Raw genomic sequence first — 13,589 nt, 5'->3', positions numbered from 1 at the left:
AAGACTTACAATCCATTGTCCCGCAATTCCAATATTCTATTATCAAACAGCCCTTCTTACTTATCCTATTACTTAAATCAACAAATGACTGCCTACACCCAACTATCTGATCGAACCTGACAATACCTGACCACAAATGACACTTCCAAATCGTCGCTAATTACGCGGCCGTCATTCGTGCAGCACGCCTTCCAGCCCCGGCGGATCGATCGTCATCATGTTTGCTTCGACGATGCTATCTGGAACGAAGATGAATTTCTTATCAAAAATTTGACTTCCAATAAAATAGCTCACCCAGAACTCGTTGTTGAGGTGAAAAACATCCGGCATAATAGGTTCTACTACCACATGTCCTCCGGCAGGTATCTCAGGGAAAAAATGCCTTAGTGTCGACGTCCGCTGATCCGTATTCGTCCCGGATTCACTATTGGCATAACCCTTCGAGGTTACAAAAACGCTGGTTATCGGCGCGTCGTTGCGGTTGATCACAATCACATTCCACTCTTCCACATTCAACTCGTTGGTACTTCTTACGATCGCAACCTGTATTCCCTTCACAGGGTGAAAAATAATATCCTTCTTCATTACGCTACTTCCAGTTCCATACTGAACAAATGCGCCAGATGGTTTTTTAATTTAAATGAAACTTCCTCTAAATCCACTCCCCTGCCCAGCTCCGCCGAAAGCGACGTCACCGCCTTATCATCGATCCCGCAGGGTACAATATTACCAAAATAGGACAAATCTGTATTGACATTCAATGCAAAACCATGCATCGTCACCCAGCGACTGGCCTTCACGCCCAGTGCACATATTTTCCTTGGATTTATCTGTTCCTCAAAATCGATCCAGACTCCCGTTAATCCAGCAATGCGGCCCGATAGCACGCCATATTCAGCCAGCGTTAGAATGATCGCCTCTTCGAGCGTGCGCATGTATACGTGTATGTCCGTAAAGAAATTGTCGAGATCCAGGATCGGATAACCCACAATCTGGCCCGGTCCGTGATATGTAATATCCCCGCCCCGGTTGATTTTGTAGTATTTCGCCTGTTTGGCAGCCAGGTCTTCCTCCGCGAGCAGCAGATGATCGGGCTTACCGCTTTTCCCGAGCGTATATACATGCGGGTGCTGGCAAAAAAGCAGGAAATTGGGCGTCAGTTGCTGGTTTTCGGCATCCAGCCCCCGGTTCTGTGTCTTAATCGCCAACGTCTCCGCAAAAATTTTCTCCTGATAATCCCAAGCCTCCTGATAATCAATCAGACCCAGGTTTCGGAAACTCACTTTTTTATTGATCAGGGTATTCATTTCAATGTGTATCAAAAAAATTTTGGGACCAGGGCGTTACCAATTTGTAGAACTGACGTCTAAATGTCAGACCGGATGCTTCCGGTCATGAAACAGATTGTACACACATGTCCCGGTTTCACAACGCTAATTTATTAGCTAAATGTTCGTTAAATTTGTTAATGCAACTAAATTCTGTGGTTATGAAGCTTTTATTGGATGTCAAAAATGATAAAGCGGAGGCCTTTATGAACATGCTTAAAGAGCTTCCGTATGTCAAAGTGAAGCAGCTTGAAGCGATCCATTTTAGAATTTTGGATGATGCCGTTCAGATTGTTGACGATGTGCATCTGCTCGAACAAGGTAAACTGGAAACCAGGGACGCAAAAGAGTTCCTGAATGAGTTACTTTGTCAGAACGACGCAAAGGTTTGAGTCTGAGTTAAAACGACTTTAAAAAAAGTATCCTTCTCTATCAAATGAGGTTTTTGAGTTGATACTCTTTCTTGAATCAAACCCTGTCCATGGCACTCCCTTGGGTCTGGGTTGCTATAAGTTGAGGCTTGCCATTAAATCCAAAGGGAAAGGCAAGTCTGGCGGGGCGCGTGTCATTACCTTCGTTCACGTGACGAAAAAGTCTGTCGACCTTTTGTCCATCTACGACAAAAGTGAGCAGGATTCCATTAAGCTAACAGAGCTGAGACAGCTTGTATCCGAGCTTGACCAGGATTAGTATTAATACCTAAACCACACACATTATGGCCCAACACAATGACCTCGGCCGCTGGGGCGAGACCACCGCGGCAGCATACCTGCTCGAAAAAGGCTTCAGAATCATCGCCAGAAATTACCGCAGCTGGCAGTCCGAAATCGACCTGATCGTATCGAAAGACAACACCCTTGTTTTTGTCGAAGTCAAAACGCGAACCGGTACCGCATTCGGGATGCCGGAGGAATTCGTGAATGCGACCAAAGCGAAACTGGTCATGCGTGCAGCGGAGCAGTACATTTTCGATGCGGATTGGGAAAATGACGTCCGTTTTGACATAGTTTCCATTCTTATCCTCCCTGACGGCTCCAACGATATCCGGCATATCGAAGACGCATTCAGCCGGTAACGTTCCCAGCGGCATAAGTAGAAACCAAATCACGACATATTTTGAAGATATTCTTTAAGTATTTCAAAATCTGACTGTAATGAATGATGGTTTGGTATTGAACCGACGGGAAATGCTGAAAAGCAGCGCGCTGCTGCTGGCCTCGGCGGCATTTGACGAGGATAATGCTCTGAAAACGGGCCGCGCAGTTGCCCCGAAATATCAGATCGGTGCTTGCGACTGGTCCGTAGGCCGGCAGCTAAGCCCCGAAGCGTTCGAAAGGGCAAAACAGATCGGTTTGGACGGCATCCAGGTGAGCTATAATACCGGGAAGGACGAAAAGGGGCTTTCGGTGCCGGAAACCTTGCAGGCGATTCGCGACGCTTCCGCGCGTACAGGCGTGAAGGTTTCGAGTCTGGCAATCGGCGAATTGAACCGCACACCCTACAAATCGCAACCTAAAACCGAAGAATGGGTCTGGAGCAGCGTGGACGCCGCCAAGGCATTGGGCGTGAAAGTGATCCTGCTCGCGTTCTTCTCCGAGGGCGACTTGCGCAACGACGATGCCGGAAAAAAAGCGGTGATCGGGCGGCTCAAAAAAGTAGCGCCGCACGCCGAGAAACAGGGCATTACACTGGGCATCGAATCGTGGCTGAGCGCAGAGGAACATCTGGATATTATCAACGCAGTAGGCTCCAAAGCGGTGAAAGTCTATTACGATTTCCGCAATTCCACCGACGCCGGTCATGATATCTTCAAAGAAATACCCATGCTGGGCAAAGACATGATCTGCGAAATACATATGAAAGAAAACGGCCAGCGCCTGGGCGAAGGCCCGCTCGACTGGCCGCGGGTGGCGAAAGCCGTTAAAGACATCGGTTACGAAGGCTGGATGCAGATCGAAGGAGCGACGCCGCAAGGCGCGGAAATCGTCCCGACATACCAGCATAATCTTAAATATCTTAAAGGGTTATTTGTGACATAGATAATCAGGGATAAGGGAGGAATGGGAGGAAGGAGGAAAGGGATTTTTCTTTTAAAACTTCTCCCCCCTTCCTCCCTCTCCTCCCTCTCCTCCCGTTCCTCCCCTTAATCCCTTTCTCCCTAAATCCCTTTTATCGTTCAAACAATGAACATTACCAACATCTTACCGCTCCGTAAAACCGGTATTTTCACAGCAAGCATTCTGCTGGCTTCTGTTTTCAGCATTGTTTCAATCCAGAAAGGGCAACCCCCCAGACAATCGTCGGTGCCGGTTACTGTTGCCGACGATTCCTCACGATTGTACGTGCCCGACGATCTTGAAGCTACATTGTGGGCCGAGGCGCCGATGTTTTACAATCCTACCAACATGGATATCGACGCCAAAGGCCGGGTTTGGATCACGGAGGCGGTCAATTACAGGGATTTTAATACAAAACCTGCCGAAAGGCTGAGCCACAGGCAAAAGGGCGATCGGGTGATGATCCTTGAAGACAGGGACGGGGATGGTAAAGCTGAATCTTCCAAGGTTTACGTCGAAGATTCGTTACTGACGGCGCCACTCGGCATTGCGGTTATCGGCAACAAAACGATCGTCTCCTGCGCACCTAACCTGCTCGTATACACCGACACGAATGGCGACGACAAGCCCGATAAACGCGAAGTATTCCTGACCGGTTTCGGCGGTTTCGACCACGACCACTCCCTGCATTCGCTCATTGTCGGGCCGGATGGGAAGTATTATTTCAACACCGGTAATGCAGGCCCGCATAATGTCACAGACAAAAGCGGCTGGACCTTGCGCAGCGGAAGCCTTTACACCGGCGGTACGCCTTACAATAAGAAGAATGAAGGAAATCAGAAGTCAGACGATGGCCGGATCTGGGTCGGCGGGCTTGCATTGCGCATTAATCCCGACGGTACAGGCCTGAAAGTGCTAGGCCATAATTTCCGGAATAGCTACGAAGTGTGCCTCGATAGCTACGGCAATATGTGGCAGAACGACAACGACGACCAGGTGATCACCTGCCGTGTTTCATTTTTGCAGGAAAACGGCAATGCAGGGTACTTCTCAGCCGACGGTACCCGCTACTGGCAGGCCGACCGCCGCCCCGGCCAGGATATTTTCACTACACACTGGCACCAGGAAGACCCGGGCGTAATGCCGGCGGGCGACAATTCGGGCGCGGGCTCGCCGACGGGGATTGTGTTTTATGAGGGAGATGAGTTGGGTAAAAACTATCGCGGCACACTGCTAAGCTGCGAGGCGGGTCGTAATGTGGTGTTTGCATACCAGCCGCAGCCGCAGGGAGCAGGCTTTACATTGAACCGCCGCGACCTGATCAGCTCGTTCCCAAAAGTCTCGGAGCGGTACGAATGGTATGAAACCGACCAGGATTACCGCAAATGGTTCCGGCCGTCGGATGTGGCCGTGGGGCCGGATGGGGCCATTTATGTCGCCGACTGGTACGATCCCGTGGTTGGCGGGCATGCGATGAAGGACAAAAAAGGGTATGGACGCATTTACCGCATTACACCCAAGGGCAAGAAACTGACCACGCCGAAACTGGATTTCACCACGACCGCCGGGCTCATTAGTGCATTGCAAAACCCGGCTATCAATGTTCGTGCGCTAGGTTTTGAAGGATTAAAAGCAAAAGGGGACGCGGTTGTGCCGGATGTGAAGAAGCTGCTGAATGCCGAAAACCCCTACCATCAGGCCAGGGCGATATGGTTGTTGGCACAGTTGGGAGAACCGGGGAATGCAGAGGTAGTGAAGTTGCTGGCGTCGCCCAATGCGGTGCACCGGCTGGCAGCATTCCGGGCGTTGAAATCGACGGGTAAGGCAAATGCCTATTTCGAACAAATGTCCAAAGACACCGATCCCTCCGTGCGGCGGGAAGTGGGGATAGCATTGCGGGATGTTCCTTTTGATGCGGCATTTAACAGTATTTCAAACCTTATTAAAAACTACGACGGCAAAGACCCCTGGATGCTGGAAGCTATCGGAACGGCTGCTGACGGAAAAGAGGAAAAGGTGTACGCTTATGTGCGGGAGGCATTCAAAGCCGATCCGCCTAACTGGAAGCCTCAACGGGCTAACCTGGCCTGGCGCTTGCATCCGCTGACGGCTTTGGAAGAACTAAAAACCAGAGCAGGGTCGGCCAAAGTTACGGAACCTGAACGCCGTAAAGCATTGACAGCCATAGGTTTTATTAAAGACAAAAAGGCTGCCGAAGCGATGATCGTGTTGTCGAAATCCACATTGCCGGATGTTGCCTCGCAGGCTTCCTACTGGATCAATTTCCGGAAAAGCAACGACTGGGCCGACCTGATGAACTGGGAAGAGGCCACCGCGCAGGTAATGACGTCCGCCTACAAACGCATGCTCGACCTGAAAAAGACCGTAGCTGATAAAACGCAACCCATGCCGCAGCGCATTGAAACGGCCCGTCAAATGGCGTCGGATATGAATGGGGGCAACATCCTCGTGGATATGCGTGTGCAGGGCCAGTTACCCGACACGATTGCTAAATCCGTCAGCGAAATCATTTTCAAGAATCCCGATCAAAATGTGCGCGTGGTGGCCAGCCAGTTTTTCCCTAGAAACGGTAAGGTTTTGAAAACGGATTTTATTTCAAGAATGAATGCAGACCCGGCGCACGGCGAGAAAATCTTCTCGACCATCTGCGCGGCCTGTCACAAGCATGGCAAAACCGGAGCGGAAATTGGGCCGGACCTGACGACCATTCATAAAAAGTTCGATAAAGCGGCATTGTTGGATGCAATCGTGAACCCATCGGCCAGCATGGTTTTCGGTTATGAAAGCTACACGATCGTCACCAAGAAGGGCGATACCTATTTTGGATTCCTCATGAGCGACGGCGCAAACGTGGTGCTCAAAGACGCTTCCGGTCAGCAGCACACCATCAAAGCCGATCAGATCAAGACGAGGGAGAAAATGCTCTCTTCGTTAATGCCCGAACCTACCGCATTGGGCCTCAATGAACAGGATCTGGCCGATTTGACGGGTTATCTTTTGAATTTCAAGTGAAAGTACAATGCGGCACTTTTTAAGTGAAAATTCATTCTACTGGATAATAAAAACAAATAATATAACTTTGCCATAATCCCGATACCAGATTCCTAACGAAAACAAGCTGTAATGGTGGATAACGACAAGGCCGGCCACCTTCTCCTCGCATTGCAAAATGGGGATGCGGAAGCATTTACGGCGATTTACAAAGCCTATTGGTACGATATGTTCCTCGTTGCGAACCGCAAACTGCGGAACAAGGAAGCAGCCGAGGAAATCGTGCAGGATATCTTCCTGCGGCTCTGGCGTGAACGCGGCACCCTGCGCATCGGGAATTTGAACTACTACCTCTTTGCGGCCGTGCGCTACGAAGTCATCGACCACATCCGCGCCAAAGGACAGGCGCTCGAATACACGGATTATCACGAATCTTTTAACAGTATCCAGGATTTTAATACCGAAAACCAGCTGGCGCTGGATGAGTTGCTCAGGGTGATCGATGAATGCCTGCATATCCTGCCCGAAAAAACGCGCGAAATTTTCCGTTTGCACAAGTTCGACCACTGGCCGGTTGCCCGGATCGCCGCCCGTTTCGACCTCTCCGAAAAAGCCGTCGAATACCACCTCACCAAATCCGTACGCCTAGTCCGGACGCATTTAAGAGAAGTAATGACACTACTGCTCACCGCCGCAGGATTATTTTAGCTTCCTCTCTTCCCTTTCCTCCCTCCTCCTTTTCCTCCCTTTTATCCTTTTCAAAGGACTTTCACCCCTAAATGCCCCATTAATTGCACAATTCAAATATTTTTTAAATCTATTTAGGGGTTGAGGCCATTTCTACGGCTTATAGGTTAGAAGGACCTGATATACCCCCATTACTACATCAATGAACCATAACGAACGGCAGGCCCTGCTCCTGAAATACCAGGAAGGGAAATGCACGAAGGAGGAAATCCTGAAAATCCACCTGTGGTACGAAGGCCTTAATGCCGACGGGCTTGCGGTGCTGAGTGACCAGGAAAAAGGTGAAATGGAAGAAAGAATGCTGGGCAAACTGGCCGCCGAAACTTCCCCGGTAGAGTATGCCGGGCCGGTTGTGGCGCAGAGCTTGTGGCGAAGGTCGGCGGTATATCTTTCCGCAGCGGCAGCTGTGCTGCTGGTCGTCAGTTTTTGGGTGTTTTTCGGCGACCGTCGTGGCAAGCAGGGCGTAATGCAGGAAAAAATGTTTGTGCAAGCGCCCGACGGCCGACTGATCACAGAAGAGAATACAACCAACGCGCCGAAACGACTGACATTGAGCGACCGCAGTACGGTGACGCTCGAACCGGGGGCGAAAATCGTCTTTCCGGCCTCATTTGCAGGTGATAAGCGCACAGTGCAGCTCACGGGTAATGCATTCTTCGAAATCACCCGCAATCCCGATCAACCTTTTCTCGTGTACAGTGGCAAAATCATCACCCGCGTGCTGGGAACGAGTTTCAGAATTAAAAGCAATGCGAAAGATAAAGCGCTGGAAGTGGAGGTGGTGACGGGAAAAGTATCCGTATTTGAAAACCGGGAGGCATTCAGCGAGAGCGATTCGACTGGTAGCCAGGATAATGGCGTGGTGCTCACTCCGAACCAACGCGTTACCTATTTCTCCGAAAGCCGGCATTTGATGACGGGCCTCGTACCTGAGCCCGTGAAGGCATCTACCGCGACTGCGGAGACTAAAATGAATTTTGACGACGAAAAACTGGCAAAAATAGCGGCCACGTTGCAGGAAACTTATGGCATCGAGATCGTCTTCGCAAACGACCGTCTAGCACATTGCAGTTTCACCGGAGACCTTACCGACATGCAGCTTTACGACAAGCTGGCCCTCATTTGCAAATCCAACGGAGCTGATTACGAAGTGAAAGGTACCCGTATTCTGATCAACGGTCACGGTTGTGACTGAGTCTTACCAAACCCTAAACCCTTAACTATGAACTCATAAACTACTTCCCCGACCCCAAAAACAAAGGAACCGATAGTGTACCACCACTACCGGCTCCGAAAATGCCTGCTTACGTGATCCTGGACAGACGGTAAGCGGGCGGATGTCCTGTTTTTCACAAATAGAACCTTCAAAAATATGCAAAAAACCCAACAGTTAAAATGGTGTGCATCACTGTGCATGGTCATGAAAATAACATTTGCCCAAATCCTTTTTGCAGTGGTTTTCACGACGCTTACCCATGCCGCGAGCGAGGGACGGGCGCAGGAGATCATGGAGAGAATGGTGACGATCCATGCACAGAATGCGGAACTGAGAAATGTCCTGCGGGACATTGAAGAGCAGGCCGATGTGAAGTTTGCATACAGCCAGAAAAACATCCGTGCCGAGCGGACGATTGATGTGCATATCAACCGCCAGAAACTTTCGGCCGCATTAAGCTCGCTGCTCGACCCGTTGCACATTACCTACGAACTGACGGCCGGCCGCATCCTGCTCACCGCCGAAACGGGCGCCCTCGCCGAGCCGCAACAACCGGAACCGACCGTGGCGGCCATCGCAGTGGCCGTCGCGCAGATCAGAGGCAAAGTGATTGACGAGAATAATGCGGGCCTGCCAGGTGTGAGTGTGATTATCAAAGGCACGCAGAAAGGTACTACTACCGACCAGGAAGGCGCATTTGCCCTCGATGTGACTGAACAGAATGCAGTGCTCGTATTCAGTTTTGTGGGTTACAAGCCGCAGGAGGTGACTTTGGGTGGTCAAACGAATATTTCGATAACGATGCAGCCGGACAACCAGGCACTTGAAGAAGTGGTGGTGGTCGGTTACGGATCGGTGCGGAAAAGTGACCTGACGGGCTCAGTAGCGAGCATTAAGGGTGACGCGATTCGTGAAATGCCGGTTACCTCGGTCGACCAGGCGATACAATCGCGGGCGCCGGGCGTACAGGTAACGCAAACTTCGGGTGCTCCTGGTGGCGGCATTTCCATCCGTGTGCGCGGTGCCAATTCGATCAACAGCGGCAGCGAGCCACTTTATGTGATCGATGGTTTTCCGATTTACCCCGACAATGGTGCGTTGGGTACGAGCGGCAACCGCCAGCCCACCAATGCGATGGCGACCATTAACCCCAACGAGATCGAATCCATTGAAATACTCAAAGACGCGTCGGCAACCTCTATTTACGGTTCCCGGGGCGCAAACGGCGTGATCCTGATCACTACCAAGCGAGGCAAGGAAGGCCAAAGCCGTGTGGATTATGACGGTTCCTATTCTTTCCAAACCATCGCACGGGAAGTGGATGTGCTCAATGGTGCCGATTATGCCCGTTACATTAATATGCTCGAACGCAGCCAGGGCGGAAATCCGCGCTATACCGACGCGCAGATCGCGCAAATCGGGGCTGGTACCGACTGGTGGGACGTGATTTCCCGCACCGGCGGACTTTCTAATCACCAGCTTTCATTTACAGGCGGCAATAAGGGGATGCGCTATGCCTTCGTAGGTAATTATCTGAATAACAAAGGGATCATTAAGAACACGGATTTCAACCGCTATGGCTTCCGGATGAACCTTGACAACGATTTCCTGAAAGGTAAGGCGACCTTGACCAATAGCTGGTCGTTCAACCGTTCTGGAAGCAGCAATGTGCCTACCGACCGCGGAGGTCCCGGGGGTATCGTGATTACCGCATTAGGCCTCGATCCTACGGGCCCGGTTTATGACCAGAACGGCGGGTACCAGTATGCGAGCTACGACCAGCGCTTTCTCACAAACCCCTTGGCCGAAGCCGTAGAAGGGTACGACCACGATAACACCAACCGGATTTTCGGTACTTCGGCATTGACAGTCAATATTTTAGAGGGATTGAAATTCCGGACCAGTCTTGGGCTGGACATTGTCAATGCGCGTCGCACGACGTTTTACAACAACTATACTTATCTCGGCCGCCAGAACGGCCGCGAGTTGCAGAAAGCCAACCGTAATTCGAACAACATACTGAATGAGAATATTTTAACTTACAATAAAGAGATCGCCAAAGGGCATTATCTGGACGTAACGCTGGGCTATACTTACCAGAAAGAAGTCAATTTTTTCGAATCGAACGCGACGCGGGGGCTGCCTGCCGACGATGTGGACGCCGTGAATATGCAAAATGGTAGTCGGCCGCTGGTGCCGAATTCCGGTCGTATTGAATGGGAACTGATGTCGATGCTGGGGCGTGTCAACTACAATTTTAAAGACCGCTATCTGCTCACCGTAACGCTACGCCGCGATGGTTCCTCCAAATTCGGGCCCAACAACAAATGGGCCACATTCCCATCGGCGGCGATCGGCTGGCGCGTGGTGAACGAGGATTTTTTCAAGAACTCGGGACTGGCCAACGCATTTGACGATTTCAAAATCCGCGCGAGCTATGGGCTTACGGGTAATTCGCAAATTCCGGTGTACCGTTCGGTAGCTGGTTTGGTACCTTACAATTACGTGTTCGGCGGTGTTCCCACGCTCGTATCAGGTTATGCGCCCAACCGGATCCCCAACCAGGATTTGAAATGGGAAAGCACTTCCATGCTCAATGTAGGGATTGATTTTGCATTGCTGAACAACCGCCTCAGCCTGACGATCGATGCATTTAAAAACAAAACTACCGACCTGCTGCTCGACGTCTCGATTCCGCAGAGCACCGGTTTCAGCACGATTATGCTCAACTCCGGCTCGCTGAGCAACAAGGGGCTCGAATTTTCGGCGAACTATAAGTTGATCAGTACCAATACATTGACTTGGGACGTGAGCGGGAATGTGTCTATTTTGAGAAACAAAATCCTTGATCTTGGAAAAAGCACACCATTCTTTTCCAACAGCACCAGCGGTCACCTCGGTGTGCTGGGCAGCTGGGTGCAGGGCGGCAATCCGATCGGCGTTTGGAGCGGGTACAACTACGTTGGTTTGTTCCAATCCGACGAGGAAGGGAAAAGTTATTCGGCAAGAGCGGGTTATCCCAAATATGAAGACGTAAACGGCGACGGAAAATACACGACCGACGATTTCAAGATCATCGGAGACCCGAACCCGAAACTGACCTGGGGATTTAATACAAGCTTGAAATACAAAGGGTTCGATCTCTCATTATTCTTCCGCGGCGTGCATGGTAACAAAGTCCGCAACCTGCAACAATCGGAGATGGGCGATGGCGTGCAGAAAATCAACCAGATCGCCAACATCCTGACCGATTCGTGGACGCCCGAGAATCCGAATGCTTCCCGTCCGGTAATTGATGGCCGCCGCGACTTCATTTCTTTCCGCCGGTCATCATTCTTCATTCAGGACGGCTCATTCGTACGCCTGCAAAATCTCTCGCTAGGGTACACGCTCCCGGTCAAGAGCACCTACATCCGCACTGCACGCGTGTATGTGAGCGGGCAGAACCTCTTCCTGATCACCAAGTACAAAGGTTTCGACCCCGAAGTGAACAACCAGGGCCAGAATAACCTGAACCGGGGCGACGATTACGACGCTTACCCGCGGTCGCGCATGTTTACAGTGGGCGTTAATCTTGGTATTTAATATTCAAATTGAAAATCAGCTTTTTATGAAAAAGTCATTTTTATATAAAATCAGATTAACGGGCCTTTCGGCGTTGCTGTTCGCGGCTGCGGGATGCTCCGATTTGAAGGAGAAGCCGGATTTTATCAATCCTGATACCTTCTACAAAACGGCAGCTGAACTTGTGCTGGGGGTCAATGCGGTGTACGACGACCTGAACTCGCAATACTCCGGCTACTTCTACGATCGTTATGTGTTTGAATGTCTGATAGGTTACCAGGTGGGATGGGAGAAAGGGCCGCTGCAATACAACCTGGGCAATGTGAACCCGGCCGATGAGTACATCGAGGCCTACTGGGGAATTTGCTACCGTTCGATCAACCGGGCAAATGCGATCATCGAAACTGCCGACGCTATGAAAGATCCAACGAATGAGGCTTTGATCAAGCGTGTCAAGGGCGAAGCGCTGTTTTTACGCGCATTCTACTATTACAGCCTGCTAAGCTACTTCGATAATGTGCCGCTTACGACCAAATCGACGCAGAATATCTCCGAATTGCCATCGAATACAGGCGGCAAAGCGGCTGTCATCGGGCAAATTTATTCCGATACCAAAGCGGCCGCCGAATTGCTGCCGGCCAGCTACACCGGAGCGGATATCGGTCGGGCCACGAAGTGGGCTGCGAAGTCAATTTTAATGAAAACGCAGCTTTGGGACGAAAAATGGGCGGAAGCAAAAGCCACAGGAGAGGACATTATCAATAGTAGTGGCATCGCATTGTTCACCGACTTTTCCCACAATTTTGACCTGAGCCACGAAAACCAGGGTGAAAGGATCTTCGAAGCGCAGGTTTCGGCTTCTGCTAACCCGAACGAATTCAATGTGCATTCTATGCACTTCAATCCGGAAGATTTTCCGAGCGAACTGGGCGGGTCCGGATGGAGCTGGATCAGTGCGACGCAGGAATTCCGTGCTAATTATGACCCAAAGGACAAGCGCATTGCAGGAACGTTCATAGAGAGCTATCCTACGGGCCGTTTCGGCAAGATCAATGGCGCTTATCCGATCGTGCATTGGAGCGAAAAGGCGGACTATAACTTATCCCGTTTCGGTGGCGTGGTAAAATCTGATGCGAATCCGAACGATCCCGCGCAGATGATTTTCGGAAAGGCATGGGCTGCAAAGATCGTGGAGCTGGATAAAAGCAATGCGGCGACGGAGAAAAACACGATTTACATCCGTCTGGCCGACATTCTGCTGGGCCACTCCGAGGCTTGCAACGAGAGCGGACAGGGCGACGCGTTCGCGTCGATCAACAAAGTGCGTACCCGCGCAGGGTTGGCGCCGTTGAAAGGTCTCAGCCAATCGGCATTGCGTGATGCGATCATCCACGAGCGCATGCAGGAGTTTGTCTTTGAGCAGGTTATGTATCCCGAGCTGCGCCGGAAGAGCAAGCTGGACGGAGCGCAGGATTACCTTGGAAAGGAGATCAAACATTTTGCAGAGAAGTACAATCTGGACCGAAAGCCGAAAGAACGCGACTATGTATTGCCATTGCCCCAAAAGGAGCTGCTCGGCAATCCTAATGTAAAGCAGAACGCCATTTGGCAGTAACGGAAATGGCCCGTCGCCGACCGGATTAAGTGGGTAATTTTATTTAAATT

General features: G+C 50.8%; 11 protein-coding genes. 9 read left to right on the top strand and 2 right to left on the bottom strand.

Annotated elements, in window-relative coordinates:
* Positions 1-171: 171 nt before the first annotated feature.
* Entirely contained in the window at positions 172-585 is a 414-nt protein-coding gene (locus tag AAHB90_RS19550; RefSeq protein ID WP_342086883.1) for a hypothetical protein, read from the bottom strand.
* The gene (lipB, locus tag AAHB90_RS19545) at positions 585-1,307 is read right to left on the bottom strand and encodes a lipoyl(octanoyl) transferase LipB (RefSeq protein ID WP_342086882.1); all 723 of its coding nucleotides are present in this window, start codon (positions 1,305-1,307) and stop codon (positions 585-587) included. Before lipB ends, AAHB90_RS19550 begins: the two co-directional genes overlap by 1 nt.
* Positions 1,308-1,489: 182 nt before the next feature.
* Between lipB and AAHB90_RS19540 the strand changes: the two genes are divergently transcribed.
* From AAHB90_RS19540 to AAHB90_RS19500, 9 genes are all read left to right on the top strand, one after another.
* The gene (locus AAHB90_RS19540) at positions 1,490-1,720 is read left to right on the top strand and encodes a hypothetical protein (RefSeq protein WP_342086881.1); all 231 of its coding nucleotides are present in this window, start codon (positions 1,490-1,492) and stop codon (positions 1,718-1,720) included.
* Between the two features lie 58 nt (positions 1,721-1,778).
* Positions 1,779-2,018 (top strand): hypothetical protein, encoded by a 240-nt coding sequence (locus tag AAHB90_RS19535; protein ID WP_342086880.1) that lies wholly within the window; start codon positions 1,779-1,781, stop codon positions 2,016-2,018.
* Positions 2,019-2,043: 25 nt separating this feature from the next.
* Positions 2,044-2,403, top strand: a complete 360-nt coding sequence (locus AAHB90_RS19530) for a YraN family protein (RefSeq protein ID WP_342086879.1) — start codon at positions 2,044-2,046, stop codon at positions 2,401-2,403.
* Positions 2,404-2,482: 79 nt separating this feature from the next.
* Positions 2,483-3,367, top strand: coding sequence for a sugar phosphate isomerase/epimerase family protein (locus AAHB90_RS19525; protein WP_342086878.1), 885 nt, complete (start codon positions 2,483-2,485; stop codon positions 3,365-3,367).
* Between the two features lie 144 nt (positions 3,368-3,511).
* A complete protein-coding gene (locus AAHB90_RS19520) occupies positions 3,512-6,418 on the top strand; it encodes a PVC-type heme-binding CxxCH protein (protein ID WP_342086877.1) in 2,907 nt (968 codons plus the stop codon).
* Positions 6,419-6,529: 111 nt separating this feature from the next.
* Positions 6,530-7,105: an RNA polymerase sigma factor gene (locus AAHB90_RS19515; protein WP_342086876.1), complete on the top strand. Its 576-nt coding sequence runs from the start codon at positions 6,530-6,532 to the stop codon at positions 7,103-7,105.
* Positions 7,106-7,286: 181 nt separating this feature from the next.
* A complete protein-coding gene (locus tag AAHB90_RS19510) occupies positions 7,287-8,339 on the top strand; it encodes a FecR family protein (RefSeq protein ID WP_342086875.1) in 1,053 nt (350 codons plus the stop codon).
* A 225-nt stretch (positions 8,340-8,564) separates the two neighbouring features.
* Positions 8,565-11,945, top strand: coding sequence for a TonB-dependent receptor (locus AAHB90_RS19505; protein WP_342086874.1), 3,381 nt, complete (start codon positions 8,565-8,567; stop codon positions 11,943-11,945).
* 25 nt (positions 11,946-11,970) lie between these two features.
* Entirely contained in the window at positions 11,971-13,539 is a 1,569-nt protein-coding gene (locus AAHB90_RS19500) for a RagB/SusD family nutrient uptake outer membrane protein (RefSeq protein ID WP_342086873.1), read from the top strand.
* Positions 13,540-13,589 lie beyond the last annotated feature (50 nt).

It is taken from the genome of Dyadobacter sp. OTU695 (assembly GCF_038440355.1).
Lineage (GTDB): Bacteria > Bacteroidota > Bacteroidia > Cytophagales > Spirosomataceae > Dyadobacter.
This window is presented reverse-complemented; position numbering and strand designations above follow the sequence as displayed.

What these genes read in the sequence shown, in the direction of transcription:
- AAHB90_RS19525 (WP_342086878.1), top strand. Translation starts at nt 2,483, where the DNA reads ATGAATGATGGTTTGGTATTGAACCGACGGGAAATGCTGAAAAGCAGC.
- AAHB90_RS19505 (WP_342086874.1), top strand. Translation starts at nt 8,565, where the DNA reads ATGAAAATAACATTTGCCCAAATCCTTTTTGCAGTGGTTTTCACGACG.
- AAHB90_RS19520 (WP_342086877.1), top strand. Translation starts at nt 3,512, where the DNA reads ATGAACATTACCAACATCTTACCGCTCCGTAAAACCGGTATTTTCACA.
- AAHB90_RS19530 (WP_342086879.1), top strand. Translation starts at nt 2,044, where the DNA reads ATGGCCCAACACAATGACCTCGGCCGCTGGGGCGAGACCACCGCGGCA.
- AAHB90_RS19500 (WP_342086873.1), top strand. Translation starts at nt 11,971, where the DNA reads ATGAAAAAGTCATTTTTATATAAAATCAGATTAACGGGCCTTTCGGCG.
- AAHB90_RS19550 (WP_342086883.1), bottom strand. Translation starts at nt 585, where the DNA reads ATGAAGAAGGATATTATTTTTCACCCTGTGAAGGGAATACAGGTTGCG.
- AAHB90_RS19515 (WP_342086876.1), top strand. Translation starts at nt 6,530, where the DNA reads ATGGTGGATAACGACAAGGCCGGCCACCTTCTCCTCGCATTGCAAAAT.
- AAHB90_RS19510 (WP_342086875.1), top strand. Translation starts at nt 7,287, where the DNA reads ATGAACCATAACGAACGGCAGGCCCTGCTCCTGAAATACCAGGAAGGG.
- lipB (WP_342086882.1), bottom strand. Translation starts at nt 1,307, where the DNA reads ATGAATACCCTGATCAATAAAAAAGTGAGTTTCCGAAACCTGGGTCTG.
- AAHB90_RS19540 (WP_342086881.1), top strand. Translation starts at nt 1,490, where the DNA reads ATGAAGCTTTTATTGGATGTCAAAAATGATAAAGCGGAGGCCTTTATG.